Here is a 23,921-nt window from a genome sequence, read left to right as displayed (position 1 = left end):
CGGCGCAGATCGGCAAATTGATGAACCCCTCATCCGATCTGCCTATTTCCCGCTCAAATGGAGGGTGCCTTGGCTGCCGCACTTCGCGCCATGCTTGCACAGCATTCAGATGGCCGTCGCCGACAGGGACGCCATTGTGCAACCGGATCGTGAGTTGGCATAAACCGGAGGTCGAGGCATGAGCGGAAAGACGGCGTTGACCATCAGCGTGACCGGTCAGGACGGAGCATACGGCATGCACGCTTCGAACTGGATCCTTTTCAACCAAGAAAGTCCATTGCGCGGCGGGACTTCGGTGCCCCCCAAGATCACTTGCGGCGTTGCCGCGATCACCCGCGGATTCCAGAATCATCTCAGGCTTGGCACTCTGAGCGCCCAGCAGGACGGGGGCCACGCCAGCGACTATGTCGACGAAAATTGGTGCATCCTGCCGCAGGACGAACCCGAGGACTATGTGCTTGCACCGGGGGAATGCCAAACCGTCCGCGACGTCGTCGAGCGTTTCTTTGAAATCACCGGTACTTCCCTGGAATGGGACGGAAACGACGTGGAAAAGTTCGATCGTCGCAAACGCTCAGGCGAAGCGATCATCGTTTTTGACCCAAGCCATTTCCGACCGACGAAGGTCGATTTCTCGCAGGGCTGCGCGGACAAGGCGCGCGACAAATTCGGCTGGCAGCCGAAAATCTCGCTCGACTGTCTGGTCGCCGAAATGGTCGAGGCGGACCTTGCATCGGCGCGACAAGCAATGAAAGGAACCCTCCATGCCGAGTGTTGAAAAGGCGCGAACGCGCTGCAAGGTTGCGGAAAAGCTGGTGTGGATCGCCGGTCATCGGGGCCTCGTCGGTTCCGCAATTGCGCGGGAACTGCGGCGGCGCGGCTGTGATCCGATCACGGCGGACAGAGGTGAACTTGACCTGCTGCGTCAGGCACAGGTCGAGACCTGGATGCGCAAGCACCGGCCAGAAGTCATCTTTATCGCCGCCGGGAAGGTTGGCGGGATCATGGGAAACAGCGCGGCACCGGCGGATTTCCTTTACGAAAACCTGATGATCAACGCCAACATCATTTCCGCGGCGCATGAATGTGACGTCGAGAAGGTGGTCATCCTCGGATCGAGCTGCATCTACCCGCGCGATGCGGCCCAGCCGATGGCAGAATGCGCCTTGCTGACGGGGCCGTTCGAGCCGACCAACGAAGGATATGCCGTCGCCAAGGTCGCTGCGCTGAAACTCGGACAGTTTTACGCGCGGCAGTATGGCCGTCGGTACATCGGTCTGATGCCCACCAATCTTTACGGTCCGAATGACAATTTCGACACGGTGACGTCACATGTGATGCCGGCGCTGGTTCGACGGTTCGCCGAAGCGTCCCGCACCGGGGCAGAAACCGTGACGATCTGGGGCAGTGGTACGCCGTTGCGGGAGTTCCTGCATGTGGACGATCTTGCGAGAGCCTGCGTGTTTCTGGCGGAAGTCTACGAGGGCGAGGATCTGATGAATATCGGCTCGGGCGAGGAAATCTCCATCGGGGGACTTGCGAGGCTGATTGCCGAAGTGGCTGGCTTCGAAGGCGAAATCATCTTTGACCGCTCAAAGCCGGACGGCGCGCCACGCAAGAAGATCGACGCATCGCGCCTGAGGTCCCTTGGATGGCGACCGCGCGTTTCGCTCAGACAAGGCGTGAGCGAACTGCACGCTCACTGGTTGTCCCGCGTCGAAACCATGTCCAGCGCAGATACACATCATATCACTGCAGCTGCTGGCTGAGGGTCGTCAGAACCCGCCGTTCGACCCGCAGGACATCCCCCGGTTCCAACTGCGCGTTTTCCGACACGATCCGTTCCACCAGCCCGTCGTCGCCCGCGCGCAGGACGCTCAGTTCGAGGTCTGGCGTGCCTGGGGCAGCGCGGGACGTATCCGGCACCCCGGCATAGGTCGCAAGTGTCTTTTCAACGACGTCGAGGGCGAGTTGCAACGACGCAATCTGAAGCTCCGTCTGACGCAGTCCCTCACCGGCCGCGCTCCGGAAGGCCGCGGCCGCATCGTTCCTGCGGCGCTGGACATCAAGACTTCCCTGCCGGGCGCGCGCAAGGGCAGCCTGCAGGTCCAGAGCGTCGCGCCGTGTTGCGGATTGCGTCCTTTGGACATCGCGCAGCCGCGTCGGCGTAGACAGCCCACGCTCGACCAGTTGCGCCACCGCTTGCACGTCTTCCGCAAGGAGTTCCAGTTCCTCATCATGAAGCGAGATGCCTTGTTCCAACAGATCTATCTCGCCCTGATAGCTTTGGACCTGTGCTTCCAATCCGGCGTCCTCGGACAGCCGCGCTGCAACGCGTAGGTCGAACAGCTTGCGCTCGTTCTGAACGATGAAGTCGGAGTCCGCCTTGGCGACAACACGGGGCGGCGTTGCATCGAATTCGAAATCTCCGGAGTTGAGCTCGGCCCTGTACCGGGCCAGCGCCACTTGGCTGCTGAACAATCTCAGTGAGAATTCGGCGTAATCACGCTCTGCGGCGATGATGGCAAAGACACCTTCGCGGTCGGGTCTGATTTCCCGTCTCGGACCGCCGGACATCGCGAGAAGTTGCAGCGCTGTCATGCCCGGTCGAAAGGCATATTCACCGTTGCGCTCGACATCGCCGACAACGAAGACCGGCGAATAGGCCGTGATGCCGACGGTGAGTGTGGGGCTGGGCAAATATGCGCCAAGTCGCTCGGACAGTTCGGCACGAAGTTCATCCAGTGTTTGCCCTACTGCCACCACATCTCCGGCCAAAGGATGCGTCAGCGTCCCGTCGATATTGACCGCATATTCGCCCGAAATATCGGGTTCGCCCAAGATCGCGATCCCGATGCGGTCGCCCTGGTGTACGCGATATGTCGCCTCTGCGGCGACCGCGCGTCCGATCAGCGGGCAGATCGCGAGCAGGACGATTGCAATCATCTTGGCCGACAAGATCAAGGGACAGCGGTTCTGCAAAGGCCGCCCGATGATGAATCCGTATATCTGCCGCATTTCATCAGACCTCCGCTAGCTGTCCGGTATTGCCGTTCATAACCCGGAACGGGTGATTGTCATGATCCAACCCCACGAACACGGTGCCCACCCGCTGCTCGGGAACGATCGTCGCCAATTGTGCAAGCGCGGTCCGGACATCGGACATCCGCGAACGGGGCCAGCGCACAACCTGGATCGCAAGATCGGACAGGGCCGCCAAATGTGTCGTTTCGGGGTGATCGCCCATGGCCGGACAATCCAGGATGACGACGTCGTATTTTTCGCGCGCCTCCTGTATCACCGCCTTGATTTGGCGTATCTGAACCGAGAACGACACCGGCGCATCGGTATTTCCAAGCCTCAGAACATCATCATTCCAAGGCGTCTTCTTGAGGTTCTCGGGAGTAAGCATAGGCGCGTCGGCATTCGATTTCACCGACGCCTTCTGACCGGAAACGCGATGGCTGGGCGAGATTTGCGGCTCTCGTGTGCAGCAGTCTACCAGCAGGGAACGCACGCCCGAGGTCGCAAGGGCCTGCGCCAGACCGTTCGAAACGGTGGTCTTGCCGTCGCCCTTCGCCAAGGATGTGATGGCGACGACCGAACAAGCCTTGTTCTTGAGAGGCAGCATGGAATTCATCTGAATGAGGGAAAATGCCGAACTCCAGGCGGCGCTCGACTGACGCAGCTTTGCAGCAGAAAGCCGCGGAATGAACCCGAGAACCGCGGCGCCGGTTTCGGCGACGACCCCTTCCGGGCTCGCCTTCTTTGCGTCGATCGCGCTGCGGCCAAGCGCGCCGACACCGCCAACCGACGCCCCGATCACAACGCTGGCCATCAGCCATTTCGCCAGTCTTCCGGCCCCGTCCCGTACGCCCGGCTCTGCGGCAGAGATCAGGCGCGCGTCGGGAACCGCTATGCCATCCTGTTCGATCGTCTCCTTGTAGCGCGACAGGTAGCTTTCGTAGATGGCGCTGGATGCCTCTACTTCGCGGTCAAGTTGCGCCACCTCGATCACGAAACCGGCGTTTCTCTCCAACGCGTCGCGCATCCGTTCAATCTCTGCTTCGATGATTGTCTTCTTGCGCTCCTGTACCACGATCTCCTGTTCGAAACGGCCCAATATCCTCAGGAATTCTTCGTTCATCTTCTCATCGACGGCATTGAGGCTCCGTTCGATCTCGACCAGTGTCTGGCTTCTCAGAGCGCCGTGTTGGATCAGATTGGCGCGCTCGCGCTCAAGGTTGGATTTTTCGACCACCAATGCCTGGATTTGCGGAGAATCGACACTCGTCCCCGCCGCGGGCGAGCTGTTTCTGGCCGTTTCGAGGCGCGCGCGCGCCTCAGCGACCGCTGCGCGCACCGCTGCCAGTTCCTTGCTGAGATCGGCGAGCCGCTGCACGAGGAGCGTTCCATCCCCGGCCGGCGTCAACCCTGCCTTTTGGCGGCGATCCTGGCGATTGAGTTCCGCTTGCTCGAGCTGGGCGCGAAGGCTCTCGACGCGCGGCCCCAGAAAATCACGGGCCTTCGCGGCGGCGTCGTTGTAGATTTCAAGCTGTTTATGCAGATAGGCGTCCGCGAAAGCGTTAGCAGCCTCTGCGGCGAACACCCTGTCGGGCGAAACATATTCGATGAACATTGTGTAGGATCTGCCGTCGTTGGAGACCCGCAAGCCCGCGAGAAGATCGTCGATCTTGGAGCGGTCGCTTTCAGCGGTCAGCCGAGTTTTCGAAGGCATTTGGCCGATCGGCTGGGCCGAGGCCGTGGAGGCGCCAATGATGTCGCCAATCGCGCGCCCCAGCAGAACGAAGGGACTGACCTTTTCGGACGGCGGCGTCACCTCGATACCGCGATCCGAAAGCAGATCAACGACGTAAGCGGCCGTATTTCGGGACGAGATTATGTCAAGTTCGGTCTTAATGACCGGATTGTCCTTTATCAGCGGAGAAATAAAGGATTCTCCCGGCAATACCTGCCGCTGACGAACGTCCATTATGAGGACCGCCTGCGACGTATATTGTGGAGGCACGTAGGTAAAAGATGTGATCGCAAGAAACACGCTGATCAGCGTCGGAGTGAGAAGGGTAAATTTCCATTCCCATGCCCAACGAAGGAAATTCGAAATACCATCTTCGGATTCATTGGTAGACGGCATGATCATATTAACCCCCAAGATCCATAAGGACTCATTCAATTTCGAGCATCAGAATGTCTTATTGGCCATTCTGCATTTCATGGAGCTTGTAGGCCGCTTCGGTTCGATTGCTTGCTTTCAATCGCTTCATGATCGTTCGAATGTGAACCTTGACCGTGCTTTCACACATACCCAATTCGTAGGCGATGACCTTGTTGGCCTTGCCCCGCCGCAATGCATCCGCCACCGAGGCCTGACGCTTGGTGAACATCGCGCCTTCGTTGGCGTGATCGTCGGCGGCGGCCCTGAGCTGTTCGCGCATTGCACAGACCGCCATCGCCGGCAGGAAAACGCCACCACTCGCCGCCAGTCTGGTCGCGTCAAGCATTACGGCGACCCCGACGCTTGCGGGAATGTAGCCTTTGGCACCGTATTCCACCGCATCCAGCATATCTTCCAGAATTTCGGATATCGCCAGAACGATCACGGGTGTCTTGCCGGCCAGCCGAACAAGATTGGTCAGGTCGGCACGAACGGATGCGTCGCCGATCCTTTGGCCGCCGATATTGAAAAGCACCACCCGCGAAGTCCCATCGGACCGCTCGGCCGACTTCCACTCATCCACCGACTCGAATGTTTCGAATATCATGTCCGACGCGAACGATCTGACCGAGCATTCAAAGCACTCACGCTCAAATGTCCGCGGTTCGATCAGTTCCGCTGTCAGCGCATCCCCAGGCACATTTCGGTCTTTGATTTGGTGGAACGCTCCGTTTTTATTACTCACGATTTCCGCCGTATCATGTCGCGGAAAACCGACCTTAGAATAAGTCATTTTATGCCCCCACATAAATTTTAACTCGAATGAAAAGTTAATCTTGCCGATAGACAGAAATGCCCCATTCCCTCCAGATCTCCGACGACTTACTCAAAATTATAGAAACTTTTTCACATGCCTCTGGATATCGCCGAAACGGCGACAGAGAAATTGTACTCCGCTACTTTACCCAGACAGATCAAAGCTGCATTATTGCAGTCTTGGCATTCTACGAATTCAGGACTTGACAAACTCGCGCAGAATTAAAATCACCCAAACAGCTGTCTTTAAGGCTCCGTGGGCAATCAACATAAGCGACAATCAGCATAAGCGAAGATTCGCCCAAAAAAATGACATTTATCATACCCATTTGTGATAATAGTACATTAAATTGAACTGATTTTGAACGGTAATTTTCGCGTGGATCGGCTTATGGTGGAAGCAAAATTCACCGTGTCAGACTATGCCTTGAGCTTGATACATCTGAGATTTGCTCAAATATGAGCCGCCGTACACGAAGGCAACGCATCTGATCAAAATCGTACAAGTCGAAATCGGCAAAATTTTACCAACTTTTCCGGATTCTGAATCTCGAAAATACTATTGTGAAAGACAACTGGCCCGGATTCTTTCAACCAGCCGAGCACACAATTGAATTTTGTCGGGTTTAATCCGAGCGCATCAGCGCGCAACCATTGCGTCTGTGGTCATTTGAAACACGTCCTGCCCCCGAGGCCAATCAACTAAAGACGTACGCCCAACTCAAGAAGCAGATGCCCCGTTTGGTCCTTGGGTTCACGTCGACCGATATTGACAAGATGTTCCCAAATGGTTCCGGCATCTCGCACCACTTCCCGGATCAGGGCCGCGACGACCTCCGGCGAACTCCGACGCAGAATGACGTCTGTCGGCTTCCGCAACTCGCTTACCTCGACTTCGGTGACCGGAATCAGTTCATGGCCGACGTGTTCATCGACGGATCCGTGAGCGTAGAACGAATTACCCGGCAGACGTATGTCCCGTTTCTGACTCCTATTATTGGTGAGCGAAGTCGAGCGCCCCATCCATCCTTCTGCGAGGACGAGAAACAACAAGCCGAGAGGATCGTCGTGAGTAATCAACGCTCCGCCTGGGAATTTTCAGGATCGATCCAGCAATTCGTTGAGCGCCTCGAATTCCACAATCGGTTTTGATTTTGCCGTCAGAAGTTTATGAAAAGACATCGCATTCGGATACCATTTCTCGCTTTGAACAGATTCAACATCCAACGGTAGCACGCACAAAGCTAAAGCGTCGGTTCGCCGCTTGTGGCGTGCGCAACGCGCTTTGATAAAATTCCGGCGTTCAGATGATCCGCAGTTTCCGAGCGACGAAAGCCTCCGCAAAGCGCTCGGGCGCCCGGCATTCCATACCGCGCAAGCGCGCAAGCCCGCGGAACGTCTCCGGATCGAACCAGTCCTTGGAACGCTGGCTGCCAAAATGTCGGACCAACAACTCGATCTTGCGACCCATCACCGCGGCCTCCATCGCCGCGTAGATATTGGGACGACCAAGATCGCCGTCCCATTTCGGAATCTCGTATTCGAGGATCGCCTGATCGCGGAACAGGTTCCACGCGAGCGCCGCAAGTTCCCGGTGATCCTGATGGGCGTCGTCCCGACCATGGACCAATACCACATCGGGCGAAAATCGACTTCGCACGTCAATCAGCCAGGATTTGATCGCCGGGCTCTGGCTTGGGAACAAAGAATCCTGGAATGCACCGCAATCGACATGATGGGAGGCAGCGCCCGCGAGGAAATCCGCAGCAGATGCGCGAGCCTCCTCGCCTCGCACGCCTTGCGCACTGAGCACGCACCAGTGAACATCGACCGGGACACCGACGCGCATCAGCGTGAGGATCAGACCGCCGGCGCCGATCTCAATGTCGTCCGAGTGCGCGCCGATGCACAGAAGCGACAGCCGTTCACGACCTCCAAGCAGATCCAGCCGGATCAAGAGAACCCGACCCTCTGGGCCGGGCTACCGGGGGCTCCGTCGTTCTTCGTCAGCCAGGGCGTCTCGCCGCGCTCGACCATGTCCTGAAGGGACTGCCAGTCACGAAGCGTGTCCATCGAACGCCAGAATCCTTCGTATCTGTAGGCAAGCAACTGATCCTCGGCAATCAGACGCGTGAACGGCTCGAGGACAAGTTCTTCGCCATCGCGCATATAGTCGAAAATTTCGGAGCGGAAGATGAAGAAGCCGCCATTGATCCAGATATCAGACGAACTCGAAGACCGGAATTCCCGCACCCTGCCATCCTCATCCGCATCGACCAGATGATAGGTGAGTGGCGGGCGCACGGCGAGAAAGCAGGCCACCTTGCCGCTTTCCTCGAACCGTCGGATCATGCCGTCAAGATCGAGGTCACTCAGTCCGTCGCTGTAGTTCGCAAGGAACATCGGTTCCTTTTCCACCTGGCTGCGCACCGCCCAGAGGCGTTGCCCGATGTTGCGCCAGATGCCTGTGTCGATCAGCGAAACGCGCCAGTCAAGCTCCGCCTCCCCCAGGACCTCGACCTTTTGCCCGCCCGCTGACACGACGCAATCGGTGAATGTCTGCGGTCGGCTCTGGAGGAAGAAATCCTTGATCACATTCCCCTTGTAGCCCAGGCACAGCACGAAATCCGTGTGACCGCGCTCCGAATAATATTGCATGAGATGCCGGATGATCGGCTGATGGCCGATCGGGATCATCGGTTTCGGCACATTTTCGGAATACTCGCGAATCCGTGTTCCGAGACCACCGCAAAACAGCACGACCTTCATAGCGATCTCCCTTCAGGAGTTACAATTTCGACACGGGGAATTGGCACAACGAACGAACCGCCCCAGTCCGCGACATGGCCCATCTGAGAGACGATCTCGTCACGCAGGTTCCACGGCAGGATCAGGATGTAGTCCGGCTTTGCCGCGTCGATAGCCTCTACCGGCTGGATCGGAATCCGCATTCCGGGTGTGAACCGGCCATGCTTGTAAGGATTGCGATCAACGGTGAAGTCGAGGAAATCCGTCCCGATGCCGCAGTAATTGAGAAGCGTGTTGCCCTTGCCGGGCGCACCGTAGCCGCAGATCGTCTTGCCTTGATCTTTCGCCGTGATGAGGAAGGCCAGAAGCTCCCGCTTCGTGCGCCGCGCGCTTTCTTCGAATGCCTGGTAGGTGGCAAGTTCATAAAGACCTTCCGCGCGTTCGGACGCGCGAAAATCGGCCACGGCAGGGGTGGGTGCATGCGCCGCACCGATCTTGGCCAGGTACACGCGCAGCGAGCCACCATGCGTCGGCAGCGTCTCGACGTCAAAGACGTGGAGCCCGTGATTTGCGGCCATCCGCTCTATGGTCAAAAGAGAGAAGTACGAATAATGTTCATGGTAGATCGTATCGAACTGGTTTTCCGACAGCAGCCGCCCCACATGCGGAAACTCGAACGTCGCTACCCCATCGGGTTTCAGCAACCGCGACGCGCCTTGCACGAAATCGTTCAGATCCGGCACCTGCGCCAGCACGTTGTTGCCGATGATCAGATCCGCCGCGAGGCCTTCGCCAAGCATCCGGTCGGCCAGCGCGGTGCCGAAGAATTCGACACGGGTCGGGACCCCCCGGCGCTCCGCAGCGGCGGCGACATTCGCCGCCGGTTCAACACCCAGCACCGGCACGCCAAGCGGACCGAAATGCTGGAGAAGGTATCCGTCGTTGCTTGCCAGTTCTACGACGAAGCTTTGCGGACCGAGGCCGAAACGCTCTGTCGCCATGACCGTGAACTGGCGCGCATGCTCGACCCAACTCGTCGAGAAGGAGGAGAAATAGGCATACTCGGTAAAGATATCCTCCGGCTGGACGTAGTCGCGAAGCTGGACAAGCATGCAGTCCTCGCAGACCATCACATGCAGCGGATAGTAGAGCTCGGCGGCGTCGACGAGTTCGCGCGGCAGGAAGCTTTCGCAGGGTGGGGACATTCCGAGGTCGACGACGGAATGGCGAAGCGCCGCGCCGCAGAGCCGACAGAGCGACGTATGTGTCGCATCTGCGTATTGGCCGAGTTCATTTTGAACGTTCATTGATATTTTTCCCTATGCCGCAGCGTCCGGCTTTTCGCTTGACCGGTGATCAAGCGCCGTACCCAACCGACGGTACGGTGCGGCCGGGCGCACCAGAACTTGGCGATACGGCGGGGGGTAACTCCAATTGGGTAGGGCGGCCTACGCCCTTGGGACATTGCAACCCTCCTAAGAGGAAGGAGTTGAAGCCTCTGCCCCCTTGGGTACAGTATGATGTTCTGCCAGACGTCGGGTGCACAGCAAGGGCGCGAGACATGAAATTCATGGAAACCGGAATAGATGGGCTGTTCGTGACAGAGCAGGAACCCTTCACGGACGAGCGGGGGGCGTTCGCCCGAACCTTTTGCGCCCGGGAGTTCGCCGAGCACGGCCTGGAAACGCAGTTCGTCCAGCACAGTCGCTCCATGTCGAAACGCAAGGGCACATTGCGGGGACTGCATTTTCAGCGCCCCCCCGATGGCGAGGTAAAGCTGGTCTCTTGCGTCTCCGGCGCGATCTGGGATGTTGCGGTCGATCTCAGAAGCGGTTCGCAAAGCTATGGCCACTGGCGCGCGTTCGAGTTGAGCGCCGAGAACGGCCGCCAGTTTTATATTCCCGCCGGCTTCGCGCACGGCTTCCAGTCGCTCACGGACCATGCGGTGACGCACTACCTGATCTCATGCGCCTACGCGCCCGGTTCTGCCAATGGCATTCGGTTCGACGATTCCGACATCGGCATCACTTGGCCACGACCCGTTACCGCGATCAGCGAAAAGGATCTGTCGTGGCCGCGTCTTTGTGACAGCGATCCTGCGGATGCCGCCCAAAGCGCGCAGCCCGTCTTCTAGGTGAGCAACCGGGCCTGCCGAAGCCGCTCTGCGGCGGCGGCCACCACGCGAAAGCGAAGGCCGGAGCGCTCGGCGATGTCCAACAGGGAATGACACCCGTCAGCGAGGTTGAGCACCCAGCGGATCGCGTCGATATCGAAAATCTGCGCGCCGCCTCCGACCGGACCATAAAGACCTCGTCGTCCTAGCTGAGGCTCGCCCATCGGCGACAGGTTCAAGGGGCAATAGTCTGCCTCGATGATCTCGATCGCTTCGAGGATCGTGTCGTGAGAGGCAGCGAGATATTCGGGGCGGATGAAATCGAGATTGTCCGCAGAGGTGTGATATTGCGGAAAAGTGGCGTGGATGCTTCGTTGTAGAAGGCCGAATGGCAGGTCGTACCCGGGGGAACAGAACTGCCTTTCGTCGTAACCTTCGGGCGCGAAATCGCGGATCGTGCCGGTTGAAGCAGCCCCCGTCATCACATGCGCCATCGCGCGGTCGATCGGCGCGTCGCCGCGTCGACTGCGTTTGTAATTCGGCCCACCCGCATCGCCCAGGCAGGACACGACGAGGCCGTGATCGATCCTGTCCACGACCTCGGGGTTTCGCGCCAGCCAGGCAAGCGCCCCGATCGTCGCCGGAGCAAAGATAAAACGATAACTCCAACGCAGATCGCGCCCGGCGAGGGTCTTGGCCAGTTCGGTCAGCACGGCGATGCCGGAGCAATTGTCGTTTGCGAGTGACGGATGACAGATATGCGTGGTGAGAACAAACTCGCGGTCCGTGTCGCCACGGATCAGGTGTTCGCCGTGGCTCATCGCGCCGACGACATGCTCGGCGTCGATGCAGACGTCGTAAAGCCCCTCGGCGGGCAGCTTTTCGACGTCGGCGTACCGCATGCAGAACCCCCATTGATCTTCGTAGTAGGATGTCCGGTAGGGGATCAGGTCCGGCTGCTCGGGAAGGGTAAAGATATGGCTGCGCAGGGCATCAAGCGTCATCCGTCCGCGAAAAGCGACGCTGTAGTTCAGAACATGCAGATTGCAGTCGCTGAAATCCACGACGACGCGCCCGGAAGGATCTCGGATCCAGGCGTCGTGCACGCGCCATTCCAGCGGTGTCGCCCAGTCGTGCGCCGGTGTGCCGGTCGGCGTTTCGACCCGCTTCAGCGCAATTTGCCTTTCGACAACATCGAGCGTCGCGCGCGCGCCGGGTCCCGCAAGGCTCCGGCAGATCGGATACAACTCGGCAGCGATCGCGTGGATCCGCGCCCCGAGGGTCGGTGCGGCGGTGTCCCTCTCCATCCCGGTCGGAGTCAAATCCATCTCAGACCGCAGCAGTGACTGCCGACTCCCTGAACCGGAGGTCCTTGTCGATCACGCCGGATGCGATCAGGTTCCGAATACAACCAATGCGCTGATACCTCGGACCCTCGAACGCCTCGACGTCGGCAGGCGCGGTCTTGTAGGCTGCGTAAAGCTCCTGCGCACCCAACCGGGCATCCCACTGCGGACGCGCGCCCGGTAGAACGCGCTCCAACTTGCCGAAGTCAACGCGGTACGACCGTGTGTCGGGGCCCGCATCGGCGGCGAATTCCACCCTGCAGTTCGGCACGACTTCGGAAACGATTTCGGCGATATCCTTGATCCGGTAGTTCTGGGTCGTCGAACCGACGTTGAAGGCTTCGCCGCAGACCTTGGCAACCGGTGCCTCCAGCACTGCGAGGAAAGCACGCGAGATGTCCTCGATATGAACGATGGGCCTGAGCGGACTACCATCCGACTTGAGCAGAATGACCCCCTTCGCCACCGCCCAGGCGACCAGGTTGTTCAAGACGATGTCAAAGCGCAGCCGTGGCGAAAGCCCGTAGGCCGTCGCGGGCCGCAGGAACGTCGGGCAAAAGGTTTCGTCCGCCAGGGGCGCGATGTCGCGTTCGCTCATGACCTTGGAGCGCCCGTAGGCCGTGACCGGGGAAAGCGCGCTGTCCTCGTTGACCATTCCGTCGCCGGCCCGACCGTAATTGCTGCACGATGATGCAAAGAGGAACCGCTTGACGCCGGCCGACTTTGCCAGCTTGGCAAGTCTAACGCTGCCCTGGTGATTGATACTGTAGGTGACACTTTCATCCAGATCGCCGAGCGGATCGTTCGACAGCGCTGCGAGGTGTATGATCGCGTCGAAGCCCTGGAGGTCGGCCGCGACAACGTCACGGACATCCTTGATGATGGTGGGCGTATCGGGAAGTGCGCCGCCGGGCGCATAGCCGCAGTTCCGGTAAAGATCGACGTCCAGCCCGACGACATCATGCCCGGCACTGCTGAGGATTGGAGTCATAAGCGAACCGATATATCCTCGGTTTCCGGTAACGAGAACACGCATCTTGTGGACCTTTCTAAACGGTAAATGACGTTATCGCGTATCGCCGCGAATGGCATCTGTGAACGTGGGCGGCGCGCCTGCCAACACGGGGGGCGGCGATGGTGCAAAGCGCGGTGTCTCATGTTCCTCGGCGGCGTCGCGATATCCCTGCGGGTTCAAGACACGAAACCGCCACATGTCGCGGCACATCGCATCCAGATCGCGGCGGGGGCGCCAGCCCAGCAGTGCTGCGGCACGCGACGGATCGGCAATACTTGCGGCAACGTCGCCGGGCCGCTGAGGCGCGTCGATCGTCGGCACGGTGCGGCCCGATGCCACCTCGAACGCGGCGACCGCCTGCCGAACGCTGGCGCCGTGACCGTTACCGAGATTGATCGGAAGCGCGACACCGCGCGCCAGGTCCGTCGAGAGGAGCGCGCTGAGGGCAGCGATGTGACCATCCGCCAGATCCTGGACATGGATGTAGTCGCGAATGCAGGTTCCGTCCGGCGTCGGATAATCCGTGCCGAATATCCTGAGCGGCTGCCCGGCAAGTCCCACGCTGCGTGCGATGAGCGGAAAAAGATTTGTCGGCTCCCCGATGGGATCCTCGCCCAACATGCCGCTCGGATGTGCGCCGACCGGGTTGAAATAACGCAGCATGACAATCTGCGTCTGCGTTCGCGCGGCGGCGACATCCGCCAGAAGCGTCTCGACGATGAGCTTTGTCCGGCCGTAAGGGTTGGTCGGGTCCAGCGGGGCGTCTTCCGCAATAGGAACCTTTTCCGCCAGACCGTAGACGGTCGCGGAGGATGAAAAGACAAAACGGCTCACATCATGCTCGGCCATCGTCGCGAGCAGTCGCGCCGATCCCGAGACATTCACATCGTAGTACCGTTCGGGCGCTGCGACGGATTCCCCCACCGCCTTCAATCCGGCAAAATGTATGACCGCGTCGAAACGGTGCGTCCGGAAGAGGTCGCGAAGCGTGCGCAGATCGGCAACGTCACCGCGCACGAACTTGGCCCTGCGGCCGCCGGCGAGTTTGTTGATCCGCCGCGCCGCCTCGACTTGCGAATTGCTGAAATCGTCGAGCACGACGACGTCGAAACCGCAGGTCAGCAACGAGACGACGACGTGGGAGCCGACAAATCCAGCGCCCCCGGTCGCCAATACCAGCGGCGAAATCGGTTTCGGTGCAGTCAACGCAACTTCCTCCTGTCTAACATTCGCGATCCGCCTGACCTTTTTACCGCCGTCCGTTCGATGCGGTGTGCCACTAGGACGGTGCACTGGCGGCGGGCGGCACCTGACCCCGCAATTTGAACCTCCGACTAAGCCTTTCAGCCGATCTGACGCCCGCGCGTTCAAATGGGCGCGCCGCGCACTCACGACACCCTTCACGGTGGACCCGTATCAGCCATTCAATCGCCCCCTCTCCGCCATTTGGCGTAGGACCTGACCGAACGGCGCTGCCCTGCCCTGCCCGGGATCTGCTAGGTTCGGAGCGTGTGGATGTGACGGCACCGCTGTTGCAACGCGCGTCGGCGCGCCCGGCGGCGCATCATTGGAGGGCGGACCGGATGCGCCGTGCATTTTTTTTCGCGAGCATCGAACAATACATTGTTGCGATTGTAGGTCTGGCGAGTATCGCCGCAGTTTCGCGATTGCTGACCGCCGCCGAAATCGGCGTTGCGGCGATCGGCATCGGTGTCTCGACCATCGCCTTCGCGGCGAAAGAGTTCGCAAGCGCGGATTTTCTGATTCAACGCCGCGCGCTCGACAGAAGCGATATCAACACGGCATTCACGATCGCGGCCTCGGCCAGCGCGGCGGTCTCCGCCATCCTCTTCGGCGCGGCCGGCCTCATTGAGGCCGCCTATGCAGCACCGGGCATCGCTGTCTTTCTCTATGTAATGTGCCTGGCCGGCCTCGCCGACGCCGTATCCTCGCCGACCCAGGCGCTTTTGCGTCGAGAGATGGCGTTCTCCGTTCTGGCTCGCGTCAATGTGGCAGCAGCGGTGGCCACGGCGGGCACCACCATCCTTCTCGCCGATGCGGGATTCGGGCTGATCAGCGTTGCGTGGGGCCAGGCGGTCGGTGCGGCGACGAAAGCGGCTCTGTCGGTTGCGTGGGCACCGATGCGTCTGCCGATCCGCCCCTCCCTTGCCACATGGCGGGCCGTGCTGTCCTTCGGCGGGAGCAAGGGCGCCATGACCGTGATCGACCGCGTCTACGAGGCGCTCCCCCAGCTCGTGCTTGGTCGGACGATGTCGCACGCCGCAGTCGGCATCTACAACCGATCGACCGTGCTGAGCGGGATCCCCGACCGCTTCATGATGTCGGCGGTTTTCTCGTTCACGTTTCCTGCACTTGCGGCGCGCGTTCGGGAAGGCGGCGACCTGAAGTCGGCATATTTGAAAGCGTTCAGCTATATCGCTGCGGTCTATTGCCCGGCGCTCGCCCTTGTCGCACTCATTGCAGATCCCATCGTCTCCTTCACGCTTGGCGAAGGCTGGGAGCCTGTCGTACCGCTCCTGCGGTTGCTCTCTGTCGCTGCGATCTTCTGGGTGCCGATGATCATCACGACGCCAACCCTTTTCGCCCTCGGCGCGAACCGGGAGGCCTTTCTTGCAAGCCTTTACGGGCGTGGGTTCGGCGCTGTGATCATCGTGGGAGCAAGCTTTTTCAGCCTGACGGCGATGGCCGCCAGCCAGTTCATCACGCTCCCGTTCTATGCCTGGATCTCGCTGCGGATCGCGCGAAAGCGGATAGGTTTCGCGTGGGGCGAACTGGCGCTGGAAACACTGCGAAACGCCGCGGTGCTCGTCTCGTCGCTTGTTCTGCCGTGTGCCTTTGTCCTGCGGTCCGAGAGCGGTCTTGGAATGATGCCGCTCGAGGCGGTTCTTTGCGGCGTCCTCACCGTTCCGGGCTGGCTTGCGGGACTTTGGGTATGTCGCCATCCGCTGCGCAAGGAGGTCGAGTTGATGTGTGTTCAGATGCGGAACAGAGGATACGAAATGCGTGGGATTTCCCCGCTAAGGGCGGGCGCGCGGCGATGACCAGCTTCGATGTCGCCATCCCGAACTACAATTACGGTCGATATCTGCACGACTGCGTGGCCAGCGTCGCGAGCCAGGATGTCGATGCTCTGCGGATCCTGATCATCGACAATGCGTCCACTGATGACAGCGCCCGTATTGCAAGGGAGATCGCCGATGCCGATCCGCGCGTCGAATTGCGGCTTCACCCCCGCAATCTCGGGCCGCATTCATCCTTCAACGAAGCCGTGGACTGGGCCGCATCCGATTGCTTCCTGATCCTGTGCTCGGATGACCTGCTGTCACCGGGCGCGCTGCGCCGCGCCGGGGAAGTTTTGGCGCAGGACCCGACCCTCGCCTTTTGCTACGGACGCGATGTCGGTTTCCTGCGGGACCAGCCAGTACCGCAACTGGCCACCGGTCTGGAGCGGGCGCGCTGGCACAGGCTGTCAGGTCAAGACTTCATTGAACGTTTCTGTCGCCTGGGCGTGTTCCAGATCCCCGGTCCGACGCTCGTCACGCGCACTTCGGCACACAAGGAGACGGGGCATTACCGCGAGGAGCTTTTGCACAGTGACGATTACGAACTATGGCTGCGCCTTGCACTGCTCGGTGATGTTGCGGTGCTGGACAACGTGCAGGGCATGATCGGCAATCATGCCGACAATCGCTCCGGCACGCTGCGGGCACGGCAGGTGCTGCATATCCGCCAGACCGAGGCGGCAGCCGAGTCTTTCTTTTCGCGCGAAGGCGTTGCGCTTGCCGGGGTCCGCAATCTGCGACGTCTCGCCCGCCGCGGGTTTGCCGCACGCGCCTACTGGGCGGCACTCGGGGCATGGTCGCGGGGCGATCCCGGCGGTTGGAGCCTCATGCGTTATGCTCTCGGCAAGGCGCCGGAGATGGCGGTGCTGCCGCCGTTCGACTACCTGCTCAAGCGTCCTGACGCCCGTGCAAGGCTGGCTCAGTCTCTCGCTGCCGTGGTGCGGCGTACGTCTCCCAGATGTGACTGACGGGAGACCTGCCGTCGGAATCGGTGGTTTCGGTCCTGCCGTGAGGATCGCTAGGCGTCTTTCAGGAACCGGAGCAAACTCGCGTCCTGCTGGGCGAGCTGACGCTCCGCTTCCGTCAGAAATTCATCGATCCGGGGGATGAGGTTGCATTTTTCCGAGCGGAGCGCCAAAAACCGCGACTTGAGTGTTTCGAGATCCAGGCTGTCGATGTCCAGACAGAACGGACCAAGCCCAGCGGCTGTAAGCAGCGCGCGGTTCTTCTCGGCATAGCCGATGGACAGGGTCGGGCGGCGGACCCGAAGGGCGCAGAGCACATTGTGGAACCGGGAGGCGACAACCATGTCGCAATGCGTCAGCTCCTCCATCACGCCCTCGAGCGATCTCCCGGTGCCGATGGTCACCGCGCCCGAGCCGCGGAGCGCCTGATCGCCGTCGATACGGTCGAGCAAAGCGGTGACGGCCCGGGCATCGCTGTCATCGCCGCCGAGAAGATGAACATGGCACCCTTGGCAGCGCAGCCACTCGACAAAGGCGACCATCTTCTCGAGGTATGCCTCAAAGATTGCCTCACTGTCGGTGCCGTCTTTCACCCAGCCGAAATAGCTGATCAGTCCGACAGCGACAGTTGTCTGAGCAACCTTCACGAGAGAGCGCGGGGGGGGCGAAAGGCCGAGCGCAAGATCAGGAAAAATAAGGTCATGACTTGCGTCCAGGCCGACCGACACCATGAAATCCCGCGAACCTTCGTCCCTGTAGGTCCGATGATGGGCCAGAGCAGCGGCCCAGGTCAGGTACCGCCGGCTGAGCCGACCCCGGATTGGACCGGCGCCGACACTGATGAACGCGATCCGCGCGCCGGCAAGACGCGCGGCGATGCACCACCGCAACAGGACAAATGGCCATCCGGAGGCGCGGTCGTGGAAATCGTCAAGGATCCCCGTCCCCGGAACGATCACTGCATCGACGCCGCGGCAGGCCGACAAGGCCGCCAAAAGCCCCCGTATGCGGTTCGGGATCCGGAAGGCGTAGCGATCCAACGCGCGGGCCCGCGCCGAAACGAACGCCGGCGCGCCGATCGACACGGAAGGCACGCCCAGACGCCTGCGCACCTCAGTCGGTCCGGAGCAAATACACAAAAGTTCAGCCTCCGGCACCAATCTGCGAAGCGACGCGACCATTGCCGTCAGCGATCCATCATTGCCATAGTTTCCGGACCCAAACTGACCGAGTAGCGCGACCCTCATGGTGCCTCCTTCCTGGAACGAGTGCCTTGATACCATGAGAGAGCCGAAACAGCCTCGGCCAGCCTGAATTTCTCGATGGCTCGCCTACTCCAATCGGGTATCGCGCTACCGCTTTCGTCTGTGCGCCTATCAAAGGCACCAATACCGGGGATGCTGCGGCGCGGTAAACTCCGGGAAAGCAACCTTCGAAAACGCACCTTCGGTCCACGGACTTTCGGCGTGCTGCGCGGGCTGTTCATCTTCTTGGGGGTGTGACGATGAAATTCGCATTTTTGGTCACTCCTCATGTCGGTGGCACCTTTACGGTCTACTCCAGTCTTCGCGCGGAACTGCGCGCCCATGACATCGAGTTGCGCTGGATGGGCCCCGCCGATGAAAGGGCCCTCCTCGCGGACGCACGGTGGGCCGATGAAATGAAGTCGGGCGAGGCGATCGGCAGTTCTGGCGCGGATCCCGGCGAGGCGCAGGCCAGAGAGATGGCCGCGCGGCTCGATGCAGGCGGTTACGACGGCGTGTTCGTGAACGTGCTGAGCGATCAGGCTTCGACAAATCTCATCCGCCATATTCCGGCGCGGTATCTTCGCATCATGATCGTGCACAATATCACCCCCGGAACCTATGCGGCTGCGTCCGCAATTCGCGACCATGTTCATGCAATCGTCTGCGTCTGCGACCGAGCCCGCGATGACCTTTGCCGACGTCGCGGCTTTGCGCCGGATCGGATTTCGGTCATTCGCAACGCTGTGACGATGCCAAAGCTGAGCGTCGATACGCCGGCACGGGGCACCGCGACCGGGCTTCGCACCCTGTTCCTGGGCCGGATCGAGGATGCGTCGAAAGGCGTGCTTCTTCTGCCCGCCATACTGAAACGCGTCCACGACGACGTGACGCTGACAGTAGCGGGCGATGGACCGGACTCGAAACGTCTGAAGATTGCGCTCTCAGTGCTGGAACACCGCGCCGCGATGATTGGCGCAACACCGCAAACCGAGGTGCCGACACTCCTTGCGCGGCACGATGCGCTGATCATGCCCTCGCGGTTCGAAGGCATGCCGATGGCGCTGATCGAAGCGATGGCGATGGGCTGCATTCCCGTCGCGTCCTGGATCGACGGTGTCACCAACACGATCGTCGAAAACGAACGCAACGGACTGCTTTTCCCGGTCGGAAATGCGACGGCCGCGGCAGAAGCCCTCGACGCGCTCAGAGCCGATCCGGCTTGGCGAGCGGAACTGAGCGCAGCCGCGCGCGCAACAGCGGCAGACCACTTTGGAGGGGCGCGCATGGGACAGGAATATGGAAAGTTGATCCACGCCTTGAAGTTGCACCGGCCTCCCATCGCCCCCCCTGTATCCTTCGCAGAATGGCGCCTGCCTCGCGGGCTTCACCCCGGTTTGCGGACTTATCTGCCAAGACCGGTCAAGAACGCGCTGCGTGTCGCGCAAGAGCGACTAAAACTGCGCTTTCGCGCGGAAGGCAGGTTGCAATGAAAAACCATGTCGGCGGACTTAAGGGCAGGCTTGCACAGTCGGACGCGGGGCGCTTTGCCGCATCCGACGCATTGCGCCAGCGTGCACACGCCATGATACCGGGCGGGGCGCACACCTACGCGAAAGGCGACGATCAATATCCCGCCCTTGCACCCGGCTTCCTTCGCCGCGGGTACGGCTGCCGCGTCTGGGATGTCGATGGCACCGAATACATCGAATACGGCATGGGAAACCGGGCGGTCGGTCTCGGGCACTGCTACCCGTCCGTTGTGGAAGCGGCGCGGCGCGCACTCGACTTCGGTTGCAACTTCACCCGTCCAACGCCGTTCGAGACGGACTGCGCGGAAATGTTTCTCGACTCCATCCCGGCGGCGGAAATGGTCAAATTCTGCAAGGACGGATCGGACGCCACATCCGCGGCGGTGCGCCTCGCCCGCGCCTATACCGGAAGGGAGTTGATCGCGATCTGCGCGGATCATCCGTTCTTCTCGACGGACGACTGGTTCATCGGAACGACGCCGGTGAACGACGGCGTGCCCAAATCCGTGCGTGATCTGACGGTCAGCTTTCGCTACGACGACATCGCGGACGCGCGCGCCCTCTTTGCGCGATACAGCGGTCGCATCGCCGCGGTCATTCTCGAACCCGCGCGGGGGGAGGATCCGGCGCCCGGCTATCTCGCGGCTTTGCGGGATCTCACGCACCGCGACGGTGCGCTTTTCATTCTGGACGAGATGATCACCGGTTTTCGCTGGAGCCGCGGCGGCGGTCAGCAGGTCTATGGAATCGAGCCGGACCTTGCCACCTTCGGAAAAGCGATGGGCAACGGCTTTTCCGTCTCGGCGCTCTGCGGAAAACGGGAATTCATGCGCCTTGGCGGGCTGGAACACACGGACCGCAAGCGGGTATTCCTGCTGTCCACGACCCACGGAGCGGAGACTCACGCTCTGGCCGCGACGACGGAGACGATGCGAGTCTACCGTGACGAGCCGGTGATTGACCATCTGCACGATATCGGTGCGGCGCTGCGCAGGGGACTTGACGACGCGATCGCAGGGCACGGATTGCAGTCACATGTGCGGCTGACGGGGCGTGACTGCTGTATCGCCTACCAGACGCTGGATACGGAGGGCGTTGCGTCCCAGCCCTTTCGCTCGCTCCTTCTTCAAGAGACGATCCGGCGCGGCGTACTCGCGCCGTCGCTCGTGGTCAGCTACAGCCATCAAACGGCGGACATCGACGCGACCGTGGCGGCGTTCGATGGCGCGCTCAAGGTCTACCGCGACGCTCTCGAAGACGGGGTCGAACGGTATCTGGTCGGCCGCCCCTCCCAGGTCGTTTACCGCAGCTACAACACCCCACCCGGCCCTGCCGCCGCCGTTCGAGCGGAAAGGGCGTGATGGGACCTACGGGTCGCACGCTCATGGCGCTGGCCATGATCGTGGCCTTGTTCAGCTTGGGCGGCAGCACCCTTCCCTGGCGATCTCTCGTGTTTCCGCTGTCGGTCTCGACCGACCAGAGCCATCTTCTGGACGCCGAAGGCCGACCAGTGCTGATCGTCGGCGATGCGGCCTGGTCGCTTATGGTTCAGCTGAGAAGGGAAGATGTCGAACTCTATCTGGAAGATCGCAAGGCGCGTGGCTTCAATGCGCTGCTGGTGAGTATCATCGAACACCAGTTCAGCTCAAACCCGCCTGCCAACGCCTATGGTATGCTGCCTTTCAATGGCGACACGCCCTTCGCCGAAACCAACGAGGACTATTTCGATCATGTCCACTGGGTGCTCCGGCGCGCCGAGGCACTGGGGTTCGCGGTGTTCCTGACGCCCGCCTACATCGGCACCGGCGGCGGTGGGCAGGGGTGGTACGGCGAGATCAGAAAGGCCGGACCGGACCAGCTGCGCAGCTACGGGCAATATCTCGGTCGCCGTTTCGGTGATCTTGAGAACATCATCTGGACCCAGGGGGGCGACGAGGATTCCCCTGATCCTTCGCTGGTTTCCGCCATCGCGGAGGGGATCCGTGCAACCGACCCGAACGCATTGCAGACTGTCCATTCCCGTCGCGACACCGTCACCGCCGCTCTGTGGGAGGACGCTTCATGGCTCGATCTCGATACCGCATACACCTACCAAGACGTCTTCGAAAAGGTCGCGACGCGGAAGCGGGACAGATATGCCCTGCCCGTGATCATGATAGAGAGCCTTTACGAAAACGAACACGGAACGACCGAGCAATTCCTGCGTGAAGCGGCCTACGGCGCGATCATGGCGGGCGCCGCGGGATATGTCTTCGGCAACAATCCGATCTGGCATTTCAGCAGTGGTGGTCTGTTTGACGCGCCGGGCGGATGGAAGGAAGAACTGTCCGGCGCCGGGTCCGTGAGCATGAGCCACATGCGCGCCTTTTTCGAACCGTTAGACTGGTGGTTGTTGATGGACGACGCCGATGGCGCACTCTGTGGGTGGCGCACATCGCTCAGCGACGTGAAATGCGCCGTTGCACGCAATGGCGCGTTCGCGATCGCCTATTTGCCATCCGGCGGAACCCTGCGTCTCAAGACCGGCGCGCTGACCGCAGGCCCGATTTGCGCGGCCTGGTATGACCCCAGCAACGGCACTGAATACCAAGTGCCCAAAACCCCCTTGAGCCTTGGCGAGGACTTCGTCGCGGAACCGCCACGGTCGCAGAATTTCAACGGATCACGCGACTGGCTTCTGCGTCTGACCGCGTGCGACGACCAATGAGCTTTGTGCCATCGGCACCAACCTGAAATCGGTCCGGCCAGCACGACGGCAACGGGAGGCTCCCGCGATGGTGCTGTCAGACAAATGCGAACCAGTCTCTGTTCTTCAGCAACCTCAATCTGTCAGGCTGCGCAGAGGCCGCGCCACTCGTCCAGAGCGGCAGCACGGTTCAGCTTGAAGTTTGATCGGCTGTGAAGATGGCGCTCCGCGTTGAAATGGTTGTAGACTGAGCCATGGACGGCGACGAATTTTTGCAAGGTTCGCATCCGCCTAAATCGAAGCATAGCCCGCTCTCGTCGTCTAAATGGCTGGTGTGAGTTCTCGGCTCGATTGTTGAGCCAGCGGCCAGTTTCCTGTTTGTCCACATTGCCGATGACCTTCAGCGCCGCGCCATAGGAACGCAGCATGTCAGTAACTAAAATATGTGCGCGGCCATGGCGTTTCATGGTTTTCCTGATAAATTTCAAGGCTGCCTTGCGATCACGGCGCTTTGTGACAAAGCTTTCCAGGACCTCCCCTTCGTGATCCACAGCCCGCCAAAGATAGTGCATCTCGCCGTTGATCTTCACGAACACCTCGTCCAAGTGCCACTGCCAGTTCGAATACCGCGCGTTCCGTCTGTGTCGCCATCGAGGTCGTTCGGATCGCGCGTTTGGGTTTTGGCGGGGTTCGAAGTCAGGCCATTGAAAATGCGTAAAAAAAGAGGACCTAACCGCAACGGGCGAGGTTCGCCCAAACTGAGACTGAGGGCCATTCTGAGCCCAGCCTCGGCCTGGCAGCGCGTCTATGAGGTTCGGTCAGTTCCTGCAAACCCCTTTGATAACACGGAAAAATCCGTGACCGTCAGGGCGGTGTCACTGGTTCGCAATGGGGATAATGGCGGTGCTGTCAGACCAATTCGAACCAGTCTCAGTTCACCGCCAGATGTCTGAACCTATGCCGAACAAAGCTGGCGCCACTCGGCGAGGGCGGCGGCGCGGTTCAGCTTGAAATCGTCACGTGTGTAGAGGTGGCGTTCCTGGTTGAAGTGGTTGCAGACAAAAGCATGAACGGCGGCGAATTTCTGCAGACATCGCATCTGCCGGAAGCGGAGCATCGCGCGTTCCCGTCGTCGGAAAGGTAGATGCGAATTCTCTGCCCGGTTGTTCTGCCAACGGCCTGTTTCCTGTCGACTGG

Annotated in this window: 20 protein-coding genes and 1 pseudogene; 9 read left to right on the top strand and 12 right to left on the bottom strand. The window is 60.6% G+C overall.

Annotation, left to right across the window (positions count from 1 at the left end; all coding sequences use genetic code 11):
* Window positions 1–178 precede the first annotated feature (178 nt).
* Both FDT80_RS17525 and FDT80_RS17520 read left to right on the top strand, forming a co-directional pair.
* Window positions 179–778, top strand: a complete 600-nt coding sequence (locus FDT80_RS17525) for a GDP-mannose 4,6-dehydratase (RefSeq protein WP_138663634.1) — start codon at window positions 179–181, stop codon at window positions 776–778.
* The gene (locus tag FDT80_RS17520; protein ID WP_138663633.1) at window positions 765–1,769 is read left to right on the top strand and encodes a GDP-L-fucose synthase family protein; all 1,005 of its coding nucleotides are present in this window, start codon (window positions 765–767) and stop codon (window positions 1,767–1,769) included. The genes FDT80_RS17525 and FDT80_RS17520 overlap by 14 nt, the downstream gene beginning before the upstream one ends.
* Here FDT80_RS17520 and FDT80_RS17515 read toward each other — a convergent pair.
* From FDT80_RS17515 to FDT80_RS17505, 3 genes are all read right to left on the bottom strand, one after another.
* Window positions 1,750–2,958 (bottom strand): polysaccharide biosynthesis/export family protein, encoded by a 1,209-nt coding sequence (locus FDT80_RS17515; protein WP_170311929.1) that lies wholly within the window; start codon window positions 2,956–2,958, stop codon window positions 1,750–1,752. The two genes, FDT80_RS17520 and FDT80_RS17515, sit on opposite strands and share 20 nt — an antisense overlap.
* Window positions 2,959–3,022: 64 nt before the next feature.
* On the bottom strand, window positions 3,023–5,161 hold the full coding sequence (locus tag FDT80_RS17510; protein WP_138663631.1) for a GumC family protein: 2,139 nt from the start codon (window positions 5,159–5,161) through the stop codon (window positions 3,023–3,025).
* Between the two features lie 52 nt (window positions 5,162–5,213).
* Window positions 5,214–5,969 carry a LuxR C-terminal-related transcriptional regulator gene (locus FDT80_RS17505; protein ID WP_170311928.1) on the bottom strand — a complete coding sequence of 252 codons (756 nt, stop codon included), beginning with the start codon at window positions 5,967–5,969 and terminating at the stop codon, window positions 5,214–5,216.
* Between the two features lie 755 nt (window positions 5,970–6,724).
* On the opposite strand from FDT80_RS17505, the gene FDT80_RS17500 reads away from it, so the two are divergent.
* Complete coding sequence (locus tag FDT80_RS17500; protein ID WP_138663629.1) at window positions 6,725–7,144, top strand: hypothetical protein; 420 nt, start codon at window positions 6,725–6,727, stop codon at window positions 7,142–7,144.
* A gap of 151 nt (window positions 7,145–7,295) precedes the next feature.
* On the opposite strand, the gene FDT80_RS17495 is transcribed toward FDT80_RS17500, so the two are convergent.
* The 3 genes from FDT80_RS17495 to FDT80_RS17485 are packed head-to-tail and all read right to left on the bottom strand — an operon-like array spanning window position 7,296 to window position 10,047.
* Window positions 7,296–7,949, bottom strand: coding sequence for a PIG-L deacetylase family protein (locus tag FDT80_RS17495; RefSeq protein ID WP_138663628.1), 654 nt, complete (start codon window positions 7,947–7,949; stop codon window positions 7,296–7,298).
* Window positions 7,946–8,761: a sugar phosphate nucleotidyltransferase gene (locus FDT80_RS17490; RefSeq protein ID WP_138663627.1), complete on the bottom strand. Its 816-nt coding sequence runs from the start codon at window positions 8,759–8,761 to the stop codon at window positions 7,946–7,948. Before FDT80_RS17490 ends, FDT80_RS17495 begins: the two co-directional genes overlap by 4 nt.
* The gene (locus tag FDT80_RS17485; RefSeq protein ID WP_138663626.1) at window positions 8,758–10,047 is read right to left on the bottom strand and encodes a class I SAM-dependent methyltransferase; all 1,290 of its coding nucleotides are present in this window, start codon (window positions 10,045–10,047) and stop codon (window positions 8,758–8,760) included. The genes FDT80_RS17490 and FDT80_RS17485 overlap by 4 nt, the downstream gene beginning before the upstream one ends.
* 254 nt (window positions 10,048–10,301) lie before the next feature.
* On the opposite strand from FDT80_RS17485, the gene rfbC reads away from it, so the two are divergent.
* Window positions 10,302–10,874 (top strand): dTDP-4-dehydrorhamnose 3,5-epimerase, encoded by a 573-nt coding sequence (gene rfbC / locus FDT80_RS17480; RefSeq protein ID WP_138663625.1) that lies wholly within the window; start codon window positions 10,302–10,304, stop codon window positions 10,872–10,874.
* Here rfbC and FDT80_RS17475 read toward each other — a convergent pair.
* From FDT80_RS17475 to galE, 3 genes are read right to left on the bottom strand one after another with little or no spacing between them, the layout of a single operon-like run.
* Window positions 10,871–12,181: a DUF4910 domain-containing protein gene (locus tag FDT80_RS17475; RefSeq protein ID WP_138663624.1), complete on the bottom strand. Its 1,311-nt coding sequence runs from the start codon at window positions 12,179–12,181 to the stop codon at window positions 10,871–10,873. The two genes, rfbC and FDT80_RS17475, sit on opposite strands and share 4 nt — an antisense overlap.
* Before the next feature lies 1 nt (window position 12,182).
* On the bottom strand, window positions 12,183–13,235 hold the full coding sequence (locus tag FDT80_RS17470) for an NAD-dependent epimerase/dehydratase family protein (protein ID WP_138663623.1): 1,053 nt from the start codon (window positions 13,233–13,235) through the stop codon (window positions 12,183–12,185).
* 30 nt (window positions 13,236–13,265) lie between these two features.
* The gene (gene galE, locus FDT80_RS17465) at window positions 13,266–14,618 is read right to left on the bottom strand and encodes a UDP-glucose 4-epimerase GalE (protein ID WP_246039992.1); all 1,353 of its coding nucleotides are present in this window, start codon (window positions 14,616–14,618) and stop codon (window positions 13,266–13,268) included.
* A 113-nt stretch (window positions 14,619–14,731) separates the two neighbouring features.
* On the opposite strand from galE, the gene FDT80_RS17460 reads away from it, so the two are divergent.
* Together FDT80_RS17460 and FDT80_RS17455 are read left to right on the top strand one after the other, a co-directional pair.
* Window positions 14,732–16,276, top strand: a complete 1,545-nt coding sequence (locus tag FDT80_RS17460) for an oligosaccharide flippase family protein (RefSeq protein WP_170311927.1) — start codon at window positions 14,732–14,734, stop codon at window positions 16,274–16,276.
* Window positions 16,273–17,265, top strand: coding sequence for a glycosyltransferase family A protein (locus FDT80_RS17455; protein ID WP_170311926.1), 993 nt, complete (start codon window positions 16,273–16,275; stop codon window positions 17,263–17,265). The genes FDT80_RS17460 and FDT80_RS17455 overlap by 4 nt, the downstream gene beginning before the upstream one ends.
* A gap of 50 nt (window positions 17,266–17,315) precedes the next feature.
* Here FDT80_RS17455 and FDT80_RS17450 read toward each other — a convergent pair whose 3' ends face one another.
* Window positions 17,316–18,509 carry a polysaccharide pyruvyl transferase family protein gene (locus FDT80_RS17450; RefSeq protein ID WP_170311925.1) on the bottom strand — a complete coding sequence of 398 codons (1,194 nt, stop codon included), beginning with the start codon at window positions 18,507–18,509 and terminating at the stop codon, window positions 17,316–17,318.
* A gap of 257 nt (window positions 18,510–18,766) precedes the next feature.
* Here FDT80_RS17450 and FDT80_RS17445 point away from each other — a divergent pair, with 257 nt between their 5' ends.
* From FDT80_RS17445 to FDT80_RS17435, 3 genes are read left to right on the top strand one after another with little or no spacing between them, the layout of a single operon-like run.
* Entirely contained in the window at window positions 18,767–19,999 is a 1,233-nt protein-coding gene (locus FDT80_RS17445; RefSeq protein ID WP_138663619.1) for a glycosyltransferase family 4 protein, read from the top strand.
* Window positions 19,996–21,399, top strand: a complete 1,404-nt coding sequence (locus FDT80_RS17440; protein WP_138663618.1) for a glutamate-1-semialdehyde 2,1-aminomutase — start codon at window positions 19,996–19,998, stop codon at window positions 21,397–21,399. Before FDT80_RS17445 ends, FDT80_RS17440 begins: the two co-directional genes overlap by 4 nt.
* Window positions 21,399–22,745 (top strand): glycoside hydrolase family 140 protein, encoded by a 1,347-nt coding sequence (locus tag FDT80_RS17435; RefSeq protein WP_138663617.1) that lies wholly within the window; start codon window positions 21,399–21,401, stop codon window positions 22,743–22,745. Before FDT80_RS17440 ends, FDT80_RS17435 begins: the two co-directional genes overlap by 1 nt.
* A gap of 122 nt (window positions 22,746–22,867) precedes the next feature.
* On the opposite strand, the pseudogene FDT80_RS17430 reads toward FDT80_RS17435, so the two are convergent.
* Window positions 22,868–23,353 (bottom strand): annotated as a pseudogene (locus FDT80_RS17430) (IS6 family transposase); the annotation flags it as partial.
* Between the two features lie 326 nt (window positions 23,354–23,679).
* A partial coding sequence (locus FDT80_RS17425) for a DDE-type integrase/transposase/recombinase (protein WP_246039991.1) occupies window positions 23,680–23,921 on the bottom strand: 242 nt, incomplete at its 5' end.

It is taken from the genome of Sulfitobacter sabulilitoris (genome assembly GCF_005887615.1).
Taxonomy (GTDB): domain Bacteria; phylum Pseudomonadota; class Alphaproteobacteria; order Rhodobacterales; family Rhodobacteraceae; genus Sulfitobacter_E; species Sulfitobacter_E sabulilitoris.
This window is presented reverse-complemented; position numbering and strand designations above follow the sequence as displayed.